Source organism: Bradyrhizobium sp. PUT101 (genome assembly GCF_052043945.1).
GTDB lineage: Bacteria > Pseudomonadota > Alphaproteobacteria > Rhizobiales > Xanthobacteraceae > Bradyrhizobium.
Genome location: NZ_CP197207.1, coordinates 4,254,716 through 4,277,438 on the forward strand (window position 1 = coordinate 4,254,716; position 22,723 = coordinate 4,277,438).

Below are 22,723 nucleotides of genomic sequence, written 5' to 3' on the forward strand. Positions count from 1 at the left end.
GGAGGATTTCCCATGCGGCCAAGCCGCCGTGCGCCCGACGAATTGCGCCCCGTGACGCTGGAGCGCGGCGTGGTGAAATATGCGGAAGGTTCCTGCCTGGTGAAATTCGGCGACACCCACGTGCTGGTCACCGCCACGCTGGAGGACCGCCTGCCGCCGTGGCTGAAGGGCCAGGGCCGCGGCTGGGTCACCGCCGAATACGGCATGCTGCCGCGCGCGACGTCGGAACGGACCCGCCGCGAGGCCTCCGCCGGCAAGCAGAGCGGCCGCACCGTCGAGATCCAGCGCCTGATCGGCCGCTCGCTTCGCACCATCATCAATCTCGAGGCACTCGGCGAGCGCCAGATCACGGTCGATTGCGACGTGCTCCAGGCCGACGGCGGCACGCGCACAGCATCGATCACGGGCGCCTGGGTCGCCCTCGCCGATTGCGTCAACTGGATGAAGGCGCGGAACATGGTCAAGGCCAACGTGCTGCGCGACAACGTCGCCGCGATCTCCTGCGGCATCTACAACGGCACGCCGGTGCTCGATCTCGACTATGCCGAGGATTCCGAGGCCGAGACCGACGCCAATTTCGTCATGACCGGCGATGGCCGCATCATCGAGGTGCAGGGCACAGCGGAACGCGAGCCGTTCACGGAAGCCGAGCTCCTGGCGCTGATGGCGCTGGCCCGCAAGGGTGTCGCGCGCCTGGTGGACTTGCAGAAACTGGCTGTGGCGTAGTCAATAGGCCATGCACCGCCGAATCACGGACAAGCTGGTCATCGCGACCCACAATCCCGGCAAGCTCGCCGAGATGCGGGAGCTGCTTGCGCCGTACGGCATCGAGGCAGTGTCGGCGGGAGAGCTCGGCCTGGGCGAGCCGGACGAGAGCGGCAGCGATTTCCGCAGCAACGCCGCGATCAAGGCGATCGCGGCGGCGCGGGCAACCAGGCTCCCCGCTTTCGCCGATGATTCCGGCATCGTCGTCGACGCGCTCGACGGCGCGCCCGGCATCTACAGCGCGCGCTGGGCCGGCCCGTCCAAGGATTTCAACGCGGCGATGGCGCAGATCGAGCGCCTGTTGCAGGAGCGCGGCGCCAGCACACCGGACAAGCGCAAGGCGCACTTCGTCTCCGCGCTCTGCGTCGCCTGGCCCGACGATCATCTCGAAGAGGTCGAGGCGCGCGTCGACGGCACGCTGGTCTGGCCGCCGCGCGGAAATGCCGGCTTCGGCTACGACCCGATGTTCTTGCCTGATGGCCACACCCGCACCTTCGGCGAGATGGAGAGCATCGAGAAGCACGGCCTGCCGCCGCTTGGGCTCGGCCTGTCGCACCGCGCCCGCGCCTTCGTGAAACTGGCGGAGATCTGCCTTGAGCCGCGCTAGAGCGTTTTCGAGCGAAGTGGATACCGGTTCGCGCCAGGAAAACGCGTCGAAACAAGAATCTGAAGCCTTCGGCGTCTATGTGCACTGGCCGTTCTGCCTGTCGAAATGTCCCTATTGCGATTTCAACAGCCACGTTCGCCACGCCGCGATCGACGAGGCGCGTTTCGCTTCGGCTTTTGCTCGCGAGATCGCTGCGACCGCCGCGCGCGCGCCGGGGCGTGAGGTCACCTCGATCTTTCTCGGTGGCGGCACGCCGTCCCTGATGCAGCCCGCAACCGTCGGCGCCGTGCTCGATGCGATCGGCAAGCACTGGTCCGTCGCAGGCGACGTCGAAGTCACGCTGGAAGCGAACCCGACCAGCGTCGAAGCCACGCGCTTCGCCGGCTATCGCACCGCCGGCGTCAATCGCGTCTCGCTCGGCGTGCAGGCCCTCGACGACGCCTCGCTGAAGGCGCTCGGCCGGATGCACAGCGCGCGCGAGGCGCTCGATGCCGTCGCCATCGCACGCCGCTCGTTCGACCGCTATTCGTTCGACCTGATCTACGCCCGTCCCGACCAGACGCCGGCGATGTGGGCCGACGAGCTGCGCCTTGCGATTGATGAAGCGGCCGAGCATCTGTCGCTCTATCAACTGACGATCGAGGAAGGCACGCCGTTCTTCGGCCTGCACCAGGCCGGCAAATTGAAGACGCCGGATGAAGCGGTCGCGCGCGCTCTTTATGATGTCACGCAGGAGACCTGCGACAGGCTGGGTCTGCCCGCCTACGAGATCTCCAATCACGCACGGCGCGGCGCCGAGTGCCGGCACAATCTGGTGTACTGGCGGGGCGAGGAATATGCCGGCATCGGCCCCGGCGCGCACGGCCGCCTCGACATCGGCGGCGTGCGCCACGCCACCGCCACCGAGAAGCGTCCCGAGGCCTGGCTGCTGCGCGTCGAAACCAACGGCCACGGCGTCGTCACCGACGAGCTCCTCAACAGCGAAGAGCGCGCCGACGAATTCCTGCTGATGGGATTGCGCCTTGCCGAGGGCATCGACCCCGAGCGCTACACCGCCCTCTCCGGCCGCCCGCTCGACCCCCGCCGCATCGCGCTGCTGCGCGAGGAAGGCGCTATCACGGTGGACCCGACGGGCCGGCTGCGCGTGACCAACAGCGGATTCCCGGTGCTGGATGCGGTGGTCGCGGATCTGGCGGCCTGAGTCCGAGGCAAATCCGCGGTGAGCTCCCTCGCCCGCTTGCAAGCGGGAGGTGAATCATCACGCCCCAAAGCTCTTCGGCGAGCCCGCGACCGCAACGCCGCCACCCTGCGTCACCTTCATCACCGCGAGACCCCGTTCATTCGTGCCGTCGGCGCGGAAGCGGAACAGACCGTCGATGCCGGCAAAGCCCGAGGGATTGGTGAGCACGTCGGACGAGAAGCGCGTGGGACCTTGCGTGCGCGCGAGCGCGGCGACGAGGGCGACCGCGTCATAGGCGAGCGTGGCGGTCCGCACCGGCTCGCCGCCATATTTGGTGCGATAGCGACCGGAGAAGGCGCGGAAGCCGGCCGGGTCGGGCGCGGCGTAAAGGCCGCCTTGCAAGTTGGGACTGGCATAGACGCGCGGATTGTCCCACAGGCCGGTGCCGAGCAGCTGGATGTTGCGCAGATTCGCGCCTGCGGCCGTCATCGCATCCGCCACTGAGACCACCGCATCGCCGTCATCGGCAATGAACAGCGCATCCGCGCCGCCGAGCTGCTGCGCCACGGTGCGTGCCGGCGTGGCGCGATCGGCGCCGTATTTCTCGAAGGCGACGATGCGCCCGCCGCGCCGCGGCACCGCCGCTTTCACCGCCGCTTCGACGACATTGCCATAGGCATTGTCGGGCACCAGCACGGCGAGGGAGCGCTTTCCGATGCTGGCGGAATATTCGACGATGCGGTTGACGTCGGACTCCGGCAGGAACGAGAGCAGATAGACGCCGCGGCCGGCGATGCTGGAATCGGTCGAGAAGGCGATGACGGAAATGGCGCGCGTGCGCGCGACCTGCGCCACTGCCGGCACCGACTGCGCGAACAGCGGCCCGAGGATGATCTCGGCGCCTTCGTCGACCGCCTGCTGCGCGCCGGTTTGCGCGCCTTGCGGGCTGCCATTGTCGTCCTTGATCAGGAGCTGGATGTTCGGATTCTGGAACTCGGCCAGCGCCATCTCGGCGGCGTTGCGCATGGATTGCGCGGCAAGGCCGGCATTGCCGGCGGCCGAAAGCGGCAGGATCAGACCGACCTTCACGCCGCCGGTGCCGGCGGTCGTGGCCTGTTGCTGGGGACCTGCCGGCTGGGCCGGCGGTGCGGAACTCGAGAACGGGTTGGAGAACTGGCTGAGACTTTGCTGCACGCCGGCGCAGGCCGACAGCACGGGCGCACCGAGCAGCAGGCCGAGCGCACTCCGGCGGGTCGCCCCCGACGATCGGGACACCGGAACGTGAGATTTTGGATGACGCGGGCCCACCATGGCAGCTTCTCTTTTGACTGGCCGTCGCCGGCCGGTCACGACATTCCTTCCGCGACACAGGCCGCGGATTCAGGCATATTGTCGACAAACAGTTAACCAAAACAAAAGGATAACAGCCGCTTAACGCGACCGCCTTCCCGTTCCGGCAGCCGTTCGCCGTCGCTCATCCAGCATCAAGGCGGCGTTTCCGTCGTGAATATGGCGCGAAGGCCCTCATTCCCTCTCGACGTGATCTGGACCGATCACATTCCCGTCCGTTCCTCGCCCCCCACCTGGGCACGATCTTTTTCGACCAGCCGGTTCCCAGCCCTGCGGATCATGCCTAAGTTGGCTTCATTATGCGCGCAAAGCCGGTCCCGATAAATACGCCTGAAGCTCAAGACACCGCCTCGCGCGGTTTCTCCATCGATGCCCACCGGCTCGCGGCGCCGAAGGCTGCGCCGGGTCTCTATCTGGTCGCGACACCCATTGGCAATCTCGGCGACATCACCCTGCGGGCGCTTCAGACGCTCGCCGGAGTCGATGTCATCGCCTGCGAGGACACCCGCATCACACGCCGCCTGACCGAGCGCTATGCGATCGCAGCAACGCTCAAGCAATATCACGAGCACAATGCGGAAGCGGCGCGCCCGAAGCTTCTGGAGGCGCTGGCGCAAGGCGGCTCGGTCGCGTTGGTCTCGGACGCCGGCACGCCGCTGATCTCCGATCCCGGCTTCAAGCTGGTGCGCGAGGTCTGCGCCGCCGGTCATCCGGTGTACGCGCTGCCCGGCCCGTCCTCGGTGCTGGCAGCTCTGTCCGTCGCCGCGCTACCGACCGACCGCTTCTTCTTCGAGGGTTTCCTGCCGGCGAAATCCGCCGCGCGCCGCGCACGCCTCGCCGAGCTTGCGCGCATCGACGCGACGCTGGTGATGTTCGAATCGGGCAACCGGATGCAGGCCACCTTGGACGATCTCGCGGAGATCATGGGCGAACGCGAGGCCGCGGTCTGCCGCGAGCTGACGAAGTTGCACGAGGAGGTCAGGCGTGCGCCGCTCGCCGAGCTCGCGCGGCAAGCCGACGCGCCGGAGACGCGCGGTGAGTTCGTTCTGGTGATCGGTCCGCCCGCAGCGGACGCCGACGTGCTGGCATCGGATGCGCTGGACGGGCTCTTGCGCGAGCAGCTTGCCGCAAACAGCGTCAAGGATGCCGTGGCGCATGCGGTCGCACTGTCGGGCCGGCCGCGCCGCGAGGTCTATGCCCGCGCGCTCGCGCTCGCAAAGGATCTTCGGGGCGGCGATGGCGAAGACTGAGATCCCCAGGGAACCGAAGGTCGCCTCGCCCGAGCGCCTCGCCGCGTTCCGCACCGGCATTTCCGCGGAGAGCCGCGCCGCGGCCTATCTGATGGCCAAGGGCTATCGCATCCTCGCCAAACGCTACCGCACCCCGCATGGCGAGATCGACATCGTGGCGCGCCGCCGCAACCTGATCGCTTTCGTCGAGGTCAAGGCGCGGGCGAGCCTGGACGACGCCGCTTTCGCCGTGACGCCGCGCCAGCAGCAGCGCATCATCGATGCCGCACAAGGCTGGCTCGTAGCGCATCCCGAGCATGCCGAATTCGAATTGCGATTCGACGCCATGCTGATTGCGCCGAAGCGACTTCCGCGCCATGTGTTGGCGGCATTCGACGCCTCGACCTGAAAGGCAGACCATGAAACTCAATGTCGCCGTCCAGATGGATCCCATCGCCCGCATCAACATCAAGGGCGATTCCACCTTTGCGCTGCTTCTGGAAGCGCAGAAGCGCGGCCATGGCCTGTCCTATTACACGCCCGACAAGCTCTCGATGGTCGGCGGGGAGCTGGTCGCGCCGGTTCAGCTCCTGACCGTGCGCGACGAGCCCGGCGACCACTTCACGTTGGGCGAGCCCAGGCGCGAAGCGCTGAACGGCTTTGACGTGGTGCTGCTCCGCCAGGACCCGCCGTTCGACCTCGCCTACATCACCTCGACGCATTTCCTCGAGCGCATCCATCCGAAGACGCTGGTCGTCAACGATCCCGCCTCCGTGCGCAACGCGCCGGAAAAGCTGTTCGTGATGAACTTTCCGCAGCTGATGCCGCCGACGCTGATCTCGCGCGACCTGGACGAGATCAATGCGTTTCGCGACAAGCACGGCGCCGTCGTCATGAAGCCGCTGCACGGCCATGGCGGCGCGGCGGTGTTCCGCGTGATGCCGCAGGACATGAATTTCGGCTCGCTGTTCGACATGTTCTCGGTGACGTTCAGGGAGCCCTGGGTGATCCAGCAATTCATCCCCGAGGTGAAGCACGGCGACAAGCGCATCATCCTGATCGACGGCGAGTTCGCCGGCGCGGTGAACCGCGTGCCGGCCGCCGACGACCTCCGCTCCAACATGGTGCGCGGCGGGGCGGCCCAGGAGACGGAGCTCACCCCGCGCGAGCGCGAGATCTGCGCCACCGTCGGCCCGGCGCTGCGCGCGCGCGGCCTCTTGTTCGTCGGCATCGACGTCATCAACGGCAACCTCACCGAGATCAACGTGACCTCGCCGACCGGCATCCGCGCCATCGCGCGGCTCGGCGGCCCCGACGTCGCGGCGAGGATCTGGGACGTGATCGAGCAGAAGCGGAAGAAGTAGCGCCTTGCAACGATTGCGTTGAGGAGCGCACGAACTCTCCTCAACGTCGTCCCGACGAACGCCGGGATGACACCGATGTCGTGGGAGCGCGGCTCCCCATCACGCGCGCATCACTAACCACCCGTTCACCATGAAGCCGCCCGCGTTCGTTCGAACGCAGGGACGCACTGCGTGAAACTACGGAGCCGCTGGCGGATCGAATAACGCCACGTTCACCATCTGCCGAAAACCAGCATCGCGCCCGGCCATCGCATTCGGCCTCGCAACACCCCTTATACTTTTGCTCCCTACTCATCGACGCGGGGGAACACGCAAGGTGCGGTTCGAGTGCCCCGCGTAAGAGTAGAGGCGCATGAACACCGCACGCATCGTCGTTCTCGTCATCGCGCTGGGCGCCGGCGGCGTCGCTGCGTATCTGGCGAGCGGCTTCGACAACAAGCCCGCGCCTGCCCTCCCCGTCGCCGAGACGCTGCCGACGGTCGAGGTGCTCGTCGCGAAGAACGATATCCAGCTCGGCCAGGCCGTAAAGCCCGATGATCTGCAATGGCAGGCCTGGCCGGCCGCCACTGCCAGCAGCGCCTTCATCCGTCGCGACGGCAGGCCCGACGCGCAGACCCAGATCGCCGGCTCGATCGCGCGCGTGCCGTTGATGCAGGGCGAGCCGATCCGCGAGCAGAAGCTGGTCAAGGCCGAAGGCTCCGGCTTCATGGCCGCGATCCTGCCGTCCGGGATGCGCGCCGTCTCCACCGAGATTTCAGCCGAAACGGGAGCCGGCGGCTTCATCCTTCCGAATGACCGCGTCGACATCATCCTGACCCGCCGCCTGAAGAATCCCGACGGCAACAACGACGGTCCGACCGGCGGCAACGACCTCGTCCTGTCCGAGGTCATTCTCACCAATATCCGCGTGCTCGCGATCGACCAGGCGCCGAAGGAAAAGGACGGCCAGAACGCCGTGATCGGCAAGACCGTGACGCTCGAGCTCAGGCCCGACCAGGTCGCAATACTCTCGGCCGCACGCCAGGGCGGCACGCTGACGCTCGCGCTGCGCAGCATCGTCGATGCCAATGCAATCGACGGCACGCCCGAGGACCAGGCGATCAAGCGCCCGGGCGGCGTGAACGTGATCCGTTACGGCGTGCAGGCACGACAACTGACGTCACAGAAGTGATAGGGATAGCATGAGTTACGGGGGTGATCGGACGGGCCTGCGCATTCGGGGGAAGCGCGCGCGCTCGTTCCTGGCGGGGACGATGGTGATGCTGGGGCTGCTCGCAGCCTCCGAGGTCGTCAGCGCTGCGGATGCGCCGGTCGGCGACCAGGCGCCGATGCAAGCGCCTGACCTCGGCGTGTCGCCGGTCTCGACCGTCGCACCGGCGAGGACGCGATTCCTGTCGCTCGGCGTCGGCAAGTCCGTCGTCATCGACCTGCCGCGCGAGGTCAAGGACGTGCTCGTGGCCGACCCCAAGATCGCCAACGCGGTGATCCGCTCGGCGCAGCGCGCCTATATCATCGGCGGCCAGGTCGGCCAGACCAACGTCGTGTTCTTCACCGCCGACGGCCAGCAGGTCGCCTCCTACGACATCGCCGTGAAGCGCGATCTCAACGGCATGCGCGCGGCGTTGCGCCAGTCCTTGCCGGGCGTGCAGATCGAAGGCGTCGGCGACAGCGTGATGCTGACCGGCTCGGTGTCGAGCCCGGTCGAGGCCCAGCAGGCCGGCGACGTCGCCGCAAAGCTCGTCGGCGGCTCGGACAAGATCGTCAACAACATCGTCGTCCGCGGCCGCGACCAGGTGATGCTCAAGGTCGTGGTCGGCGAAGTCCGCCGCGACATCGTCAAGCAGCTGGGCGTCGATCTCAGCGCCAGCCTGAATGCCGGCACGGCGGTGGTGAATTTCAACAACTCCAACCCGTTCTCGGTCTCCGGCGGCCCGCTCGTCAGCAGCAACGGGCTCGGTGTCACCGGGCTCGCAAAAGGCGTGGCCACGGTCAACGCCACGATGCGCGCGATGGAAAGCGCCGGCGTGATGCGGACCCTGGCCGAGCCCAGCCTGACGGCGATCTCCGGCGAGTCCGCCACTTTCATTGCCGGCGGCGAATTCCCGATCCCTGCGGGCTATTCCTGCGATCCGGTCACCCATGTCTGTACCACCCAGATCACCTACAAGAAGTTCGGCATCTCCCTGAACTTCACGCCTGTCGTGCTCAGCGAGGGACGTATCAGCCTGCGCGTGATGACCGAAGTCTCGGAGCTGTCGAGTCAGAACGCCATCACCCTGACGCAGGCGCTGTCCTCGACCTCGACCAACTCGATCACCATTCCCTCGATCCAGACCCGCCGCGCCGAAACGACGCTGGAGATTCCCTCGGGCGGCTCGATGGCAATGGCCGGCCTGATCCAGCAGCAGACCAAGCAGGCGATCAACGGCCTGCCCGGCGTCGACCAGCTGCCGATCATCGGCGCGCTGTTCCGCAGCCAGGACTTCGTCAACAACGAGACCGAGCTGATGGTGATCGTGACGCCCTATGTGGTGCGCGCGGTCGCCCAGAAGGAATTGTCGCGGCCCGACGACGGCTTTGCGCCGGCCTCGGATGCGCAGACGGCGCTGCTCGGCCGCATGAACCGCCTCTATGGCATCGCGCGCCGCGTCGATCCGATCAGCGGCACGCCGGGTGATTTCGGCTTCATCATCGACTGAGACGAACGCGCGGCGTGGGGACCGGTGCAGGAATTGGGGCAGGAGGGGATGAGGCGATGACGAAGACGACAGCGAATCGACGTCGCAATCTGGGCGTGGTGCTGGCACTGGCGGGGATCTCCGTCATGCTGGGCGCCTGCAACACCGCCGGCGAGATCGTCACCCAGACGGTGCCGACCGATTATCGCCAGCGTCACCCGATCGCAGTGCAGGAGGGCAAGCGCTCGATCGTGATCTTCGTCGGCAAGGCGAGAGGCGGCCTCTCGCCCGCACAGCATTCGGACGTCGCGGGCATCGCGCGGGACTGGGCGCGCGAAGGCACCGGCTCGGTCGTCGTCGACGTGCCTGTCGACACAGCCAATTCGCGCGCGGCTGCCGCGACCTACCAGGAGATCCGGTCCGTGCTCGCGTCCGGCGGCGTGCCGTCGCGCGCCATCGTCCAGCATCCCTATCGCCCTGAGGATCCCGGGCTGCTGCCCACCATCCGCCTGGGTTATTCGAAGATCGCGGCCGTCGCCGGCCCCTGCGGGCTGTGGCCGGAAGACATCGGCCCCTCCATCCTCGATCCCGGCTACAACGAGAACCGGCCCTATTTCAATCTGGGCTGCGCCAGCCAGCGCAATCTCGCGGCCATGGTCGACAACCCGGCCGATCTCGAGCAGCCGCGCGCCGAAACGCCCGCCTATACCGCACGGCGCAACATCGCGTTCGAACGCTATCGCAAGGGCACGACGACCGCGACTCCCTATCCCGAATCCGACAAGGCCAAACTCAGCGACACCGGCAAATGACAAGTTTCGACGACGAAGAAGCGGACGATCCGCGGCACCCCGAGGAACACATTGCACCGGTTCCTCGCATTTCGGTGCAAGCCTTTTGCGAGACCGAGCAGACGCTCAAGGCGGTGTCCGCGGCGGGCGAGGATCGCCGGCTCGCCAAGGCCCACCTCACCGTCAAGGACGGTGGCCTCGCCGCGGCGATCGAGGTCTATGAATCGATGCCGACGCCGAACGTGATCGTCATCGAGTCCGACGGCACGCGCGACATCCTCGAGGGCCTGGACGACCTCGCCGGCGTCTGCGATCCCGGCACCCGCGTGGTCGTGATCGGCAGCCCCAGCGATACCGCGCCCTATCGCGAGCTGGTGCGCCGCGGCGTCAACGATTACGTGGTCGGCCCGGTCGAAACCCTCGACGTCGTCCGCTCGATCTGCAGCCTGTTCTCGGCCTCCGAGGCCATCATCACCGGCCGCGTCATCGCCGTGGTCGGCGCCAAGGGCGGCGTCGGTGCGTCCACCGTCGCGCACAATGTGGCCTGGACCATCGCCCGAGACCTCGCGCTCGATTCCGTCGTGATCGATCTCGACCTCGCCTTCGGCACGGCGGGCCTCGACTACAACCAGGATCCGATACAGGGCATTGCCAATGCGGTGCTGTCGCAGGACCGGCCGGACACGGCGCTGATGGAGCGCCTGCTCGCCAAATGCACCGATCGCCTCAGCCTGCTGGCGGCGCCGGCTACGCTCGACCGCGTCTATGATTTCGGTGCCGAAGCCTTCGATGCGGTGTTCGACACGCTGCGCATGACCACGCCCTGCATCGTGCTCGACGTTCCCCATCAATGGTCCGGCTGGACGCGGCGCGCGCTGGTGAACGCCGACGACATCGTGATCGTGGCCGAGCCCGATCTCGCGAACTTGCGCAACACCAAGAACATGCTGACCGTGCTGAAAGCGGCACGCCCCAATGATCGCCCGCCGCTGTACTGCCTCAACCAGGTCGGCATGCACAAGCGCGCGGAGATCGAGGTCAAGGCGTTCGCCAAGACCATGGAGAGCCAGCCGATCGCGGTGATCCCGTTCGATTCGAAACTGTTCTCGACCGCGGCCAATAACGGCCAGATGATCGCGGAGGTCTCCAAGACCCACCGCACCACCCTTCTGTTCCAGAATATGGCGAACCGCCTCGCCGGCCGCGGCGAGGTGAAGAAGCCGAAGCGCTCGCTGCTCGAGCCGCTCTTGAAGAAGCTGAAGGGCAGATCGGGGCGCGGGTCAGCCCCGCATCGCAAGGCGTCGTAGCGGCAGACGCGTTTTCGAGCGAAGTGGATACCGCTCGCGTCAAGAAAACGCGGCAAAACAAGAAGCTGGAAAGGGCGGGCTACTTGTCCGCCCGCTGCTGCTTCTTCGCCAGCAGCTGCCGCAGCGCCGCGACCTTTTCCGCCGCCTGATCGGGCGGCAGATCGGCCTTCACGAGGATTTCGGCCTCGGCCTCGCGGCCTTGCAATCCCAGCACGAGCGCGAGATTGGCGCGGACCCGCGCATCATTCTGATTGCGCTGATAAGCGCGGCCGAGCACCTGTTCGGCCTTCGGCAGATTGTTTTGCAGCATATAGGACAGGCCGAGATTGGACAGCACGGTCGGCTCGTTCGGCACGATCTTCAACGCCGCGGCGTAATATTGCTGCGCCTCCTCGTTGCGGCCGAGCTGATCGAGCGCCGCGCCCTGCGCCGACAGGATACGCCAGTCCGGATCTTCCGGCGCATGCGCACGGCTGAGGACGTCGAAGGCCTGCTGGAAATTGCCGTTGTCGGCAAGCGCGCGGCCATAGCCGGCGAGCAGCGCCTTGTTGCTGGGATGGCCGAGCACGGCCTGCTCCAGCACCGCGACGGCTTGCGCGCGCTGACCGGACTCGCGCAGCGCCTTGCCGTAGGCGAGCGCGACACCGGGATCGCCGGGCCTGGCGCGATAGCGCTCGCGAAGCGCGTCCATGCCGGACTTGGTGTCGGCCCTGCCGACCGGTTCCGACTTGGCGCCGAGCGCGCCGGTGACATCGTCGATGCCGGCTGTCTGGCAGCCACCGAGGCCGAGCACCAGGAGCGCGGGAAGCAGGAATCTCGCCGGTGCGGCGAGGGACGAACGCTTGGACATACTCTGATCACTCGGCAACTGATCAGAGATGCTGACCCATTAACGCTAAAGTCCCGTTAAGGAGGCGGGTCGCTCGATCATTTGAGCATGATCTTGCCGGAAAACCGCTGCGCAACTTTTCCGGATCACCTTAGTCGACGAACTCAGCGCCGAACTCGCAGCCGATGCGCCAGCGCAGGCGGCATTGGCGGGAATAGTCCGGCGCGAAGATGATGGTGAATTGCGGCGGCACTTCCAGGAATTCCGCCACCACTTTCACACCGCCGTCCGAAATATCCGTGATCGTGCAGTCCCGCGGCAGCGAGCCCGCGCCAAAATGAATCTTGGCGAGCCGGCTGCACACCCGACGTTCGCTTCTCCGGCGATTTGCAAGCATCTTGCTTCTTCACTTGTTAGATCACGGCCCATCCCGCAGCCTCAGGAGTAGTGGACATTCGTTGGAATGTGCTGAGGACAGAAGCCCGCATTCGAGACGTAGTCTCCGTGTCACGTTTACGAACGGTTAGGACTTGCGCGGGCGGCGGGGAATGTTCCCGTATTGTTCTTGCGCAGGCGGCCGCGCTCTGCTACCCCTAATTGCGCGAAAGGGGCAGGCTGGTTTGAGCATGGTTCAGCGGGTTTCTACCGTCGCCTTTGAGGGGATCGAGGCCCGCGCGGTCGACGTGCAGGTGCAGGTCGCCCCTGGCCTGCCGGCCTTCGCCATCGTCGGCCTGCCGGACAAGGCGGTGTCGGAGGCGCGCGAGCGGGTGCGCTCGGCGCTGATCGCCTCGGGACTGGCGCTGCCGGCGCGGCGGATCATCGTCAATCTGGCACCGGCCGACCTGCCCAAGGAAGGCAGCCATTACGACCTGCCGATCGCACTCGGGCTGATGGCGGCGATCGGCGCGATCCCGCCGGATGCGCTGACCGGCTTCACCGTTCTCGGCGAGCTCGGCCTCGACGGCTCGATCGCCCCGGTGGCCGGCGTTCTTCCCGCCGCGATCGGCGCCAATGCGCGCGAGGAAGGGCTGATCTGCCCGGCGGCCTGCGGCTCCGAGGCGGCCTGGGCGAGCCCGGACATCCAGATCGTCGCCGCGAGTTCGCTGATCCAGATCGCCAACCATTTCAAGGGCACCCAGGTGCTGTCGCGGCCCTCGCCGAAGGTGCACGAGGCCGCCGCCTCCACGCTCGACCTGCGCGACATCAAGGGCCAGGAAAGCGCCAAGCGCGCGCTGGAGATCGCGGCCGCCGGCGGGCATCACCTGCTCATGATCGGCGCGCCCGGCGCCGGCAAATCGATGCTGGCGGCGCGCCTGCCCTCGATCCTGCCGCCGTTGTCGCCGGGCGAGCTGCTCGAGGTCTCGATGATCGCGTCCGTGGCCGGCGAGATCGAAGGCGGCGCGCTGACGGCGCGGCGCCCGTTCCGCTCGCCGCATCATTCCGCCAGCATGGCCGCGCTCACCGGCGGCGGCATGCGCGCCAGGCCCGGCGAGATCTCGCTGGCGCATCAGGGCGTGCTGTTCCTCGACGAGCTGCCGGAGTTCGATCCGCGCGTGCTGGATTCGCTGCGCCAGCCCCTGGAGAACGGCGAGGTTGCGGTGTCGCGCGCCAATCACCGCGTCACCTACCCTGCCCGCTTCATGCTGGTCGCGGCGATGAATCCCTGCCGCTGCGGCAATGCGTTCGAGCCCGGCTATGCCTGCAAGCGCGGCCGCATCGACCGCTGCACCGGCGACTACCAGGCGCGCATCTCCGGTCCCCTCATGGACCGCATCGATCTGCGCATCGAGGTGCCGGCCGTGACCGCGGCGGACCTGATCCTGCCCCCGCCGGCGGAAGGCTCCGCCGAGGTCGCCGCACGCGTGGCGGCGGCGCGCGACATCCAGCTCGCGCGCTATGCGGATGCCGGCCTGCCCAAGGTCCGCACCAATGCCGAGGCGCCCGCCTCGGTGCTGGAGGAGATCGCAAAGCCGGATGCGCAAGGCGCCAAGCTGCTGCGCGATGCCGCCGAGACCATGCGGCTGTCGGCGCGCGGCTATCACCGCGTGCTGCGGGTGGCGCGCACGCTGGCCGACCTCGACCACGCGGACAGGATCGGCCGGCTGCACCTCGCCGAAGCATTGTCCTACCGCGCACTCGCGGAGGATGTGCGCCAGATGGCGTGATCGCGTCGCGCATCAACCCGGCGGTAACGAGTTTCCTTTACGCTCTGCAAACCATAAGGCCCGCGAGTTTCGGTTGTGAGTTCCAGAAGGGCCCGGCGAGTAGAGTGTCATGTTGCGTTTCAAGATCCTGGCCTCGGTTGTTCCCCTGCTGGCGATAGCGGTGTTCGCCCGTGCAGACATCGGATCGGTCTCGCATCCCTGCATCGCGCTCGGCGACACTACGGTCGAGCTCACATCCCTGTTCTGGACTGCCGGCATGCATGTCGCCTTCACCGACGATCCCGCGCGGGCCACCGTGCGGGTCCAGATCACCGATGACGCGGACGCCGCGGACTTCACTGTGGTGGACGACGGTCTCGGCTCCGAGCCGGACTCCTGCCAGGCCACCCCCTCGACACGACTGATCTCGATTGCCGCGCAGCCCGTCGACGGCGGGCCGGTGGTCTATCTCTCCAGCGAAGGACCGGCGGATTACCGCATCTATGTGCAGTCGAAGACGTTCTCGCAGCGCGAGGCGGCGGCGCTGATCGTCGGCGCCCGCGGCGGCCATGGCCGCTTCCAGGCGGCTTCGCTCTGAGCCGTTAACACCTCGTCAACCCTGTTTGGACGCAGAACCAGGGCCTCAAGCTGTTCGCAAGGTCAGCGGGCCATGGTCGCACGCGGCGGTGGCGGGGCTTCAAGCAAGAGTCGGGTCGGTGGCGATGGGTCGGACGTTCCGGATCAAGGTGCGCATGCGCCGCTTCAAGCGGCAGCACCCCCGCATTGCCTTCGCGATCCGCTCCTTCATGATCTTCTCGGCGACCTTCGGCGGCGCCTATGGTTTCGTGTCCGGCAGCCGGTCCGAGAATTCCGGTTACGATCCCCACGCCTTTGCGATCGGCGCGAGCTTCCTGTTCGCGCTCGCCTGCCTCGGCCTTGCGACGCTGAGCATGCGCCTGCGCTTCGTCAACAAGCGGTTGCGCACGCTCGCCGCCCACAATGAGGCGTTGATCGACCGCAATTGGGAGCTGAAGGAAGCGGAAGAACGCGCCCGCAGCCTGTTCGAACAGCAGGGCGACCTCATCGTGCTGCGCGACACGGAGGGCCGCATCACCTTTACCAACGAGGCCTATTGCGCACTCGCAGGACAGGCGCGCAGCGCACTGGTCGGCACGCGCTTCGATTTCGACGTGCTGGAGCAGGGCGACAATGCCCGCGAGAGCAACGGCACGCGCATCCACGACCAGAAGATCGCAACCCCGCTCGGCGCGCGCTGGATCGCCTGGCGCGAGGGCTATGTCCGGCTCGATGCCGGACAGCCCGCCGAACTGCAGAGCGTGGGACGCGACGTCACCGACCGCACCGAGACCGAACGCGCATTGTCCGACGCGCGCGACCAGGCCGATGCCGCCAACCGCGCCAAATCGCGCTTCCTCGCGATGGCCTCGCACGAGATCCGAACGCCGCTCAACGGCATCATCGGCATGGGCGGCCTCCTGCTCGACACCACGCTGACGCCGGAGCAGGCGACCTATGCCAGGGCGGTGAAAACCTCGGGCGAAGCCTTGATGGCGCTGATCGAGGAATTGCTGGACTATTCCAAGATCGAAGCCGGCAAGCTTGACCTCGATCAACGTCCCTTCGCGCTCTCGACCCTGGTCGAGGAGATCACCGAGCTGCTCGCGCCGCGCGCGCAGGCGAAGACGCTCGAGATCGCCGCCTATGTCGACGAGCGCCTGCCGCTCGAGGTCGTCGGCGACGCCGCGCGGCTGCGCCAGGTGCTGCTCAATCTCGCCGGCAATGCCATCAAGTTCACAGCTCACGGCGGCGTTGCGCTGATCGTCGAGCCCGGCATCTGGCCGAACGAGATCAGCTTCCTGGTCCGCGATACCGGCATCGGCATCGCAGCCGAAGCCCAGCAGCGTATCTTCCGCGAGTTCGAGCAGGCCGACGAGCGCGTCGCCCGCACCTATGGCGGCACTGGACTCGGCCTTGCCATCAGCGAACGCATCGTCAAGCGCATGGGCGGCCGGATCGCGCTCACGAGCGAGCCGGGCAGGGGCTCGACCTTCGAGGTCGCGGTGCCCCTTCCGCCGTCGCAGGCCGGCGCCGGCCAGACGGTATTTCCGAGCCCCGATCTCACCGGCAAGTCGATGCTCGTCGTCGCCGACGGCATCGAGGCCTCGTTGATCGCGCGGCGCCTCGAGCGCTGGGGCGGCCAGACCTGCTTGGTTGCGGATGCGGCGGTTGCCGAAGCACTGCTGCCGGAACGCTCGTGGCACGCAGTGCTGATCGATCGTGCGATCGGTCCTGCCATTGCCGACCGTCTGGGTGAGGCCGCCCGCGCGCATGCATTGCAGCGCCTCGTGCTGCTGACGTCGAGCTCACGCCACGAGAAGCTGTCGCCGGCCTTCACCGGCTTTCTGATGAAGCCGCTGCGGACGGCCTCGCTCGCCGCACGCCTCGCCCTGACGCCGGAGGTCGCCTCTCCCGATCTCGCGCCAGAGCCGCCGGCTGCATCCACCGGCCCAGCGCCGGCGAAAGGCCTGTCGATCCTCGTCGCCGAAGACAACGAGATCAACGCATTGTTGATGCGCTCGCTGCTGACCAAGCTCGGCCACCGCGTCGTCATCGCCGTCCACGGCGAGGCCGCGCTGGAATCCTGGCTCGCCGCCTCATCCGCCGGCACGCCCTACGATCTCGTGCTGATGGACATTCAGATGCCGCAGCTCGACGGCATCGAGGCGACGAAACGCATCCGCGCGCATGAGGCCGCCACGGGCGGTCACCACACGCCGATCCTCGCGCTCACCGCCAACACGCTGGTGGAGGATCGCTATGCCTGCTTCGAGGCGGGCATGAACGGATTTCTGATCAAGCCGCTCGACCGGGAGAAGCTTGACGAGGCGCTGGCCGGTCTGGCCGCATTCCGGCATCTGGCCTTGGCGAATCCTGCGGGAACCTGATCCCGGCCGGCAATCGCTAATTGAAATCGAGCGCGTTGCGCGTCACCATCCTCCGGGGGCATTTGCAAGAGAGGGTTTTGCGCATGAACGTGCTTTGCCGCCTCGCACTTGTTGTCCTCCTCGCTGGAATTTCCCGACAGGCCGCAGCCGATACGCCGGAACTCATCTCCTCGCTCAAGCAAGGCGGCTACGTCCTGATCTTCCGGCACACCGCGACCGACGACAGCCAGAAGGACGTCTACCCGTTCAAATTCGACGACATGAGCGCCCAGCGTCAGCTCAGTGACAAGGGCAGGGACATGGCACGCCAGATCGGGGCAGCGATCAGGGAGCAGGCGATCCCGATCGGCGACGTCTACACCAGCAGGCTGAACCGCGCGGTCGAGGCCGGCAAGCTGATCTCCGGCCGCGAGGTCAAGCCGGTCGATGCGCTCACGGACAGCAGCAATGCCAGCGCGTCGGGAATGGCAAACCCGACCGGTGCCAATGCAAAGGCCGGGCAGGCCGGGCGTCAGCTCGTCGATGCGCCGCCGAAGGCAGGCAGCAACACGTTCCTGGTCACCCACAAGACGAACATCGCCGATGCCTTCGGCAAGCAGGCCGGCGACGTCCAGGAAGGCGAGGCCTTCGTCTACAAGGCCAACGGCTCCGGCCCCGCCACCTTCGCGGGGCGCATCAAGCTTGCGGACTGGAACGCGAAAGCTGGCAAGTGAGGGCCCTGGCCTCCGGCCGGGACTGCCGGCGCGAGGGAAAGTCCAGACTTTCTCAGTTCTGATCGCGTAACGACGTTCCGGCGAACTGTCAGAGCGCCGCCGGCTGGAAGACTAGCATCGGGCTGGTTCACGAGCGCATGTTCCGGCGGCGTCTCGGCAAACTGGGCTTGCCGAGCGCTGCCGCGACATGGCGCAGCGATTGGCTCGGCACAACTTGCCGCTCCGCCACGTTGTTGTGATACGGACGTCCTATGACGAGCGACTGAAAGGCTGGCAAATACGTGAGAACATCAGAAGACCGCTCATTCCTCATCTTGCTTGCCGCGATCTCCGTTGCGTTCGCCTGGGTGCTTTGGCCATTCTCCGGCGCATTGTTGTGGGCCGCGCTGCTGGCCATCATCTTCGCGCCGCTTTATCGACGCGCCCTGAAAACCATCCCGGGAAAGCCCAACCTCGCCGCATTATTCACTGTCGTCGTTGTGATCGTCATGGTCCTGATCCCCGTGGCGTTCGTCATCGCTTCGCTCGTCGACCAGGGAGGGGAACTGTATCAGCGCGTTCAGAGCGGGGAGATCAGTTTCGCTCATCCCCTGCAACAATTGAGATCCGCGCTGCCTGGCTGGGCTGCTTCCCTGTTAGATCGCCTGGCCGGCCTCGATCTTTCGGCCTTCAAGGAACGCCTGTCGGGCCTGGTCGTCCCAGCCGGCCAACAGCTGGCCGGGCATGCGATCAACATCGGTCAGCTGACGCTGGAGTTCGTCGCAAGCTTGCTCGTGATGCTGTACCTGCTGTTCTTCCTGCTGCGCGACGGTGAAGAGCTCAGCGCACGCATTCGCGACGCACTCCCGCTGCGCCCGAGCCAGACCGCCGAGATTCTCGATGCGTTCACCCTCGCGGTTCGCGGAACGATCAAAGGGATCGTTCTCGTCGCGCTGATACAGGGGGCCCTTGGCGGGCTCATCTTCTGGCTGCTCGGCTTGACTGCGCCGCTGCTGGCGGGCGCGCTCATGGCGCTGGTTTCGCTGCTGCCCGTGCTGGGCTCCGCCCTGATCTGGGTTCCGGTCGCACTTTATCTGCTTGTGGCAGGCTCAGTCACGAAAGGCCTCATCCTGCTCGCTTTCGGTACCTTCGTAATTGGCCTGGCGGACAATTTTCTCCGCCCGATCCTGGTCGGCCAGTCGATCCAGATGCCAAGCTATGTTGTGCTGCTTGCCACCCTGGGCGGCCTTGCGACCTTCGGAGCGAACGGCTTCGTCATCGGCCCGCTCATCGCCGCGATGTTTCTGACGACCTGGCACATCTTCGTCGTCTCGAAGACGCAACAGGGGGTCCGAAAATGATCGTCATTCCGAGCCTCGAGCGGGCGATGGGCACCAGCCGGGCTTGGGATCCGGCCGACCCCGAATGTTATGCAGCATAAGAAATAAACCGCGGCGCAGACAGCTTATCGGGCGGCGCCTGGCTTCCCCGGAAGATGGTGTCTGCCTTGGCCGCACGCTTGCAATGCGGGCACACAAAGAGATGTGCGATGATCGGGGTCGGCTCGTCCGCGAGCAGCTCGGAGCGGAACCACTTCATCTCGACATGGCAGTCGGGACAGATCGGCGCTTCGAGTTGCTCCGCAGCGCTTCTGAGACGATCAACCATGGTGCCTTTCCCGCCGTTTCCGAATGAATAGCGGAATACCCATTGTTGGTCTGCAACAAAAGATACTTATCGCGCGAACCAGCCAGCGCCTCGTTCAGGGCGCCATCATAGCCGCCTGAGCGCCACGCTTTCCACCGTGTGGTCGGCGCCCTTCTTCAGGATCAGCGTCGCCCGGGGGCGGGTCGGCAGGATGTTGTCCTCGAGATTGGCGAGGTTGGTGCGTTCCCAGATCGCGATCGCGGTGGCCGTGGCTTCCTCGTCCGACAGCAGCGCGTAGCGGTTGAAGTAGGATTTTGGATTGGTGAATGCGGTGTCGCGCAGCGCCAGGAAGCGCTTGATGTACCATTGCCGCAACGCCGCTTCGTCGGCGTCGATGTAGACCGAGAAATCGAAGAAGTCGGAGACGACGGGCACCGCCTTGCCGTCACGCGGCAGCTTGCCGGTTTGCAGCACGTTGACGCCCTCGACGATCAGGATGTCGGGCTGGTCGATCTCGGCCCACTGGTTCGGCACGATGTCGTAGGTCAGATGCGAATAGACCGGCGCACGCACGTGGCGGCGGCCGGCCTTGATATCGGAGAGGAAGCTGAGCAGCAGCGGCAGATCGTAGCTCTCTGGAAAGCCCTTCTTCTGCATCATGCCGTGCCGCTCGAGCACCGCGTTGGGATAGAGAAATCCGTCAGTGGTGATCAGCTCGACCTTCGGCCGCGGCGACCAGCGCGCCAGCAGCGCCTGCAGAACGCGCGCCGTGGTGGATTTCCCGACCGCAACCGAGCCGGCGACGCCGATGATGTAGGGGACCTTGCGATCGCGGATATTGAGGAACTGGCGCTCTGCGTAATACAGGCGCTGCATGGCGTCGACATAGATCGACAAAAGGCGCGACAGCGGAAGATAAATGTCCTCGACTTCCTGAAGATCGAGGCGGTCGTGCAGCGAGCGCAGCCGGTCGAATTCACCCGGCTCCAGCGTCATCGGCGTATCGTCGCGGAGGCGCGCCCACTGCTCGCGCGTATAGACGCGATACGGATTATACTGCTGCTCGGGTGCGCGGATGTCCATAACGCCGCCTTTCCGTTACCACCAGAGCATGATCCGGAAAAGTGTGAAGCGGTTTTCCGAAAAGATCATGCCCACACAAACCCACTAGCTGCCGCTCTTGCGCGACGCCTTCTCTTCCAGCCCTGACATGGTCGTCCGCTTGTCCAGCGCGGCTTCGACCTCTTCCAGCTTTACGCCGCGGACCTTGAGCAGCACAAGGAAATGATAGAGCAGATCGGCGCCTTCAGCGATCAGATGCGCGCGATCGTTTTCGACTGCAGCGATTACGGTTTCGACTGCTTCCTCGCCGAACTTCTTGGCGCAATGCTCGGCGCCCTTGTCGAGGAGCTTGCGGGTATAGGACGCTTCGCCACCCGAGGCCGCGCGGGCGTCGATGGTCTCGGCCAGATCGTGGATCGTGAAACGCGGCATCGGACTTACTCGGAAACACCCAGGACCATGGACGGCCATCCCGTCCGCCAATCTAGCATTCTTATGAACCGGAGTCGTCAGGCATCGAGGCGCATCGGCAGCCCGCGTCGCGCCATGTGCTCCTTGGCTTCGCGGATGGTGAATTCCCCGAAATGGAAGATCGAGGCAGCCAGCACGGCCGTGGCGTGCCCGTCGCGGATGCCGTCGACGAGATGGTCGAGATTGCCGACGCCGCCCGAGGCGATCACGGGAACGGGAATACTGTCGGCGATCGCACGGGTCAGCGGAATGTCGAAGCCCTGCCTGGTGCCGTCGCGATCCATCGAGGTGAGCAAGATTTCACCGGCCCCGAGCGAGACCACTTCCTGGGCATATTCGATCGCATCGATGCCGGTCGAGTTGCGACCGCCATGGGTGAAGATCTCCCAGCGGTCGCCGCCCGGGCGCTTGACGCGCTTGGCGTCGATCGCGACCACCACGCACTGCTCGCCGAATTTTTCGGCAGCTTCCTTGACGAACTCGCGCCGCGCCACCGCGGCGCTGTTGATCGAGACCTTGTCGGCACCGGCGCGCAGCAGCGTCTTGATGTCGTTGACTTCACGCACGCCGCCGCCGACGGTAACAGGCATGAAGCAGGCTTCCGCCGTGCGCCGGACCACGTCCAGCATGATGCCGCGGTTCTCATGGGTCGCGGTGATGTCGAGGAAGGTGAGCTCGTCGGCGCCGGCGGCGTCATAGGCGATCGCGGCCTCGACGGGATCGCCGGCATCGCGCAGATCGACGAAGTTAACGCCCTTGACGACTCGGCCGTCCTTGACGTCGAGGCAGGGGATCACGCGCACCTTGAACATCTGTCGGCTCCTACGCGCGCGCGTTGCGGATCAAAGTGAGGGCGGCGGCGGGATCGAGCCGGCCGTCGTAGAGCGCACGGCCGGCGATCGCGCCGGCGAGCTTTTTCGCCCGCGGCGCCAGCATCGCCTTGACGTCCTCGATCGAGGCGAGGCCGCCGGAAGCGATCACGGGAATGGAAATGGCGTCGGCCAGCGCAATGGTTGCATCGAGGTTCAGGCCCTTGAGCAGCCCGTCGCGCGCGATGTCGGTGAAGATGATGGCGGCGACGCCGGCATCCTCGAAGCGCTTTGCGATCTCGAGCACGGTGACTTGCGAGGTCTCGGCCCAGCCTTCGACCGCGACCTTGCCGTCACGCGCGTCGAGGCCCACGGCTACGCGGCCGGGAAACTTCTTCGCCGCAGACTTCACCAGCTCGGGATCGCGCACCGCCGCGGTGCCGATGATGACGCGGGTGATGCCCTTGTCGAGCCAGGCTTCGACGGTGGCGAGATCGCGAATGCCGCCGCCGAGCTGCACCGGGATCTTGATCGTCTTCAGCATCGCCTCGACGGCCTGCGCGTTGACAGGCTTGCCGGCGAAGGCGCCGTCGAGATCGACGACGTGGAGATACTCGAAGCCCTGCTCCGCAAAGCTCTGCGCCTGCGCGGCCGGATTGAGGTTGAACACGGTCGCGCGCGCCATGTCGCCCTGCTCGAGGCGCACGCACTGGCCGTTCTTGAGGTCGATCGCGGGAAAAAGGATCATGTCATACCTTTTACCGTTCCCTCGAGAGAACGGCGCTGCCAGCCATGCACCCCGTCATTGCGAGCGGAGCGAAGCAATCCAGTT

The 22,723-nt window shown here is 66.3% G+C and carries 23 protein-coding genes; 15 read left to right on the forward strand and 8 right to left on the reverse strand.

Annotated elements, in window-relative coordinates; translation table 11 throughout:
• The first annotated feature begins 12 nt into the window (after positions 1-12).
• Genes rph through hemW form a run of 3 tightly spaced genes read left to right on the forward strand, consistent with a single transcriptional unit; the run spans position 13 to position 2,573 of the window.
• On the forward strand, positions 13-726 hold the full coding sequence (gene rph / locus ACSHT2_RS20605; protein ID WP_028178946.1) for a ribonuclease PH: 714 nt from the start codon (positions 13-15) through the stop codon (positions 724-726).
• 10 nt (positions 727-736) lie between these two features.
• On the forward strand, positions 737-1,372 hold the full coding sequence (rdgB, locus tag ACSHT2_RS20610; protein ID WP_440636142.1) for an RdgB/HAM1 family non-canonical purine NTP pyrophosphatase: 636 nt from the start codon (positions 737-739) through the stop codon (positions 1,370-1,372).
• Between the two features lie 16 nt (positions 1,373-1,388).
• Positions 1,389-2,573, forward strand: a complete 1,185-nt coding sequence (gene hemW / locus ACSHT2_RS20615) for a radical SAM family heme chaperone HemW (RefSeq protein WP_440642883.1) — start codon at positions 1,389-1,391, stop codon at positions 2,571-2,573.
• Between the two features lie 57 nt (positions 2,574-2,630).
• Here the strand turns inward: hemW and ACSHT2_RS20620 are convergent, their stop codons facing one another.
• On the reverse strand, positions 2,631-3,863 hold the full coding sequence (locus tag ACSHT2_RS20620; RefSeq protein ID WP_440636143.1) for a penicillin-binding protein activator: 1,233 nt from the start codon (positions 3,861-3,863) through the stop codon (positions 2,631-2,633).
• A gap of 338 nt (positions 3,864-4,201) precedes the next feature.
• Between ACSHT2_RS20620 and rsmI the strand changes: the two genes are divergently transcribed.
• The 7 genes from rsmI to ACSHT2_RS20655 all read left to right on the forward strand — a co-directional run bounded on the left by rsmI (position 4,202) and on the right by ACSHT2_RS20655 (position 11,271).
• Positions 4,202-5,152, forward strand: a complete 951-nt coding sequence (gene rsmI / locus ACSHT2_RS20625; protein ID WP_440636145.1) for a 16S rRNA (cytidine(1402)-2'-O)-methyltransferase — start codon at positions 4,202-4,204, stop codon at positions 5,150-5,152.
• On the forward strand, positions 5,139-5,540 hold the full coding sequence (locus tag ACSHT2_RS20630; protein WP_440636147.1) for a YraN family protein: 402 nt from the start codon (positions 5,139-5,141) through the stop codon (positions 5,538-5,540). The genes rsmI and ACSHT2_RS20630 overlap by 14 nt, the downstream gene beginning before the upstream one ends.
• A gap of 10 nt (positions 5,541-5,550) precedes the next feature.
• On the forward strand, positions 5,551-6,495 hold the full coding sequence (gene gshB / locus ACSHT2_RS20635; RefSeq protein ID WP_440636149.1) for a glutathione synthase: 945 nt from the start codon (positions 5,551-5,553) through the stop codon (positions 6,493-6,495).
• A gap of 352 nt (positions 6,496-6,847) precedes the next feature.
• Positions 6,848-7,666 (forward strand): Flp pilus assembly protein CpaB, encoded by an 819-nt coding sequence (gene cpaB / locus ACSHT2_RS20640; RefSeq protein ID WP_440636150.1) that lies wholly within the window; start codon positions 6,848-6,850, stop codon positions 7,664-7,666.
• A gap of 10 nt (positions 7,667-7,676) precedes the next feature.
• Positions 7,677-9,194, forward strand: a complete 1,518-nt coding sequence (locus ACSHT2_RS20645) for a type II and III secretion system protein family protein (RefSeq protein WP_440636152.1) — start codon at positions 7,677-7,679, stop codon at positions 9,192-9,194.
• Between the two features lie 56 nt (positions 9,195-9,250).
• Positions 9,251-9,985, forward strand: coding sequence for a CpaD family pilus assembly protein (locus ACSHT2_RS20650; RefSeq protein ID WP_440636153.1), 735 nt, complete (start codon positions 9,251-9,253; stop codon positions 9,983-9,985).
• Positions 9,982-11,271 (forward strand): AAA family ATPase, encoded by a 1,290-nt coding sequence (locus tag ACSHT2_RS20655; protein ID WP_440636155.1) that lies wholly within the window; start codon positions 9,982-9,984, stop codon positions 11,269-11,271. Before ACSHT2_RS20650 ends, ACSHT2_RS20655 begins: the two co-directional genes overlap by 4 nt.
• Before the next feature lie 79 nt (positions 11,272-11,350).
• Here ACSHT2_RS20655 and ACSHT2_RS20660 read toward each other — a convergent pair whose 3' ends face one another.
• On the reverse strand, positions 11,351-12,121 hold the full coding sequence (locus ACSHT2_RS20660) for a tetratricopeptide repeat protein (protein ID WP_440636156.1): 771 nt from the start codon (positions 12,119-12,121) through the stop codon (positions 11,351-11,353).
• A 130-nt stretch (positions 12,122-12,251) separates the two neighbouring features.
• On the reverse strand, positions 12,252-12,497 hold the full coding sequence (locus tag ACSHT2_RS20665) for a PilZ domain-containing protein (protein WP_018644993.1): 246 nt from the start codon (positions 12,495-12,497) through the stop codon (positions 12,252-12,254).
• A gap of 229 nt (positions 12,498-12,726) precedes the next feature.
• On the opposite strand from ACSHT2_RS20665, the gene ACSHT2_RS20670 reads away from it, so the two are divergent.
• The 5 genes from ACSHT2_RS20670 (at position 12,727) to ACSHT2_RS20690 (ending at position 19,263) form a co-directional block, all read left to right on the forward strand.
• A complete protein-coding gene (locus ACSHT2_RS20670; protein ID WP_440642884.1) occupies positions 12,727-14,265 on the forward strand; it encodes a YifB family Mg chelatase-like AAA ATPase in 1,539 nt (512 codons plus the stop codon).
• A gap of 109 nt (positions 14,266-14,374) precedes the next feature.
• On the forward strand, positions 14,375-14,842 hold the full coding sequence (locus tag ACSHT2_RS20675) for a hypothetical protein (RefSeq protein WP_440636158.1): 468 nt from the start codon (positions 14,375-14,377) through the stop codon (positions 14,840-14,842).
• A gap of 124 nt (positions 14,843-14,966) precedes the next feature.
• Entirely contained in the window at positions 14,967-17,210 is a 2,244-nt protein-coding gene (locus tag ACSHT2_RS20680; protein WP_440636160.1) for an ATP-binding protein, read from the forward strand.
• Positions 17,211-17,293: 83 nt separating this feature from the next.
• Positions 17,294-17,923: a histidine phosphatase family protein gene (locus ACSHT2_RS20685; protein WP_440636162.1), complete on the forward strand. Its 630-nt coding sequence runs from the start codon at positions 17,294-17,296 to the stop codon at positions 17,921-17,923.
• A gap of 314 nt (positions 17,924-18,237) precedes the next feature.
• Positions 18,238-19,263, forward strand: coding sequence for an AI-2E family transporter (locus tag ACSHT2_RS20690; protein ID WP_440636164.1), 1,026 nt, complete (start codon positions 18,238-18,240; stop codon positions 19,261-19,263).
• A gap of 67 nt (positions 19,264-19,330) precedes the next feature.
• Here ACSHT2_RS20690 and ACSHT2_RS20695 read toward each other — a convergent pair whose 3' ends face one another.
• From ACSHT2_RS20695 to hisA, 5 genes are all read right to left on the reverse strand, one after another.
• On the reverse strand, positions 19,331-19,570 hold the full coding sequence (locus ACSHT2_RS20695; protein WP_440636166.1) for a hypothetical protein: 240 nt from the start codon (positions 19,568-19,570) through the stop codon (positions 19,331-19,333).
• A gap of 105 nt (positions 19,571-19,675) precedes the next feature.
• A complete protein-coding gene (gene coaA, locus ACSHT2_RS20700) occupies positions 19,676-20,632 on the reverse strand; it encodes a type I pantothenate kinase (RefSeq protein ID WP_028180741.1) in 957 nt (318 codons plus the stop codon).
• 84 nt (positions 20,633-20,716) lie between these two features.
• Positions 20,717-21,043, reverse strand: a complete 327-nt coding sequence (locus ACSHT2_RS20705) for a phosphoribosyl-ATP diphosphatase (protein ID WP_319338481.1) — start codon at positions 21,041-21,043, stop codon at positions 20,717-20,719.
• A 77-nt stretch (positions 21,044-21,120) separates the two neighbouring features.
• Positions 21,121-21,894 (reverse strand): imidazole glycerol phosphate synthase subunit HisF, encoded by a 774-nt coding sequence (hisF, locus tag ACSHT2_RS20710; RefSeq protein WP_061023640.1) that lies wholly within the window; start codon positions 21,892-21,894, stop codon positions 21,121-21,123.
• A 10-nt stretch (positions 21,895-21,904) separates the two neighbouring features.
• On the reverse strand, positions 21,905-22,639 hold the full coding sequence (gene hisA, locus ACSHT2_RS20715; protein ID WP_319338483.1) for a 1-(5-phosphoribosyl)-5-[(5-phosphoribosylamino)methylideneamino]imidazole-4-carboxamide isomerase: 735 nt from the start codon (positions 22,637-22,639) through the stop codon (positions 21,905-21,907).
• Between the last annotated feature and the right edge of the window lie 84 nt (positions 22,640-22,723).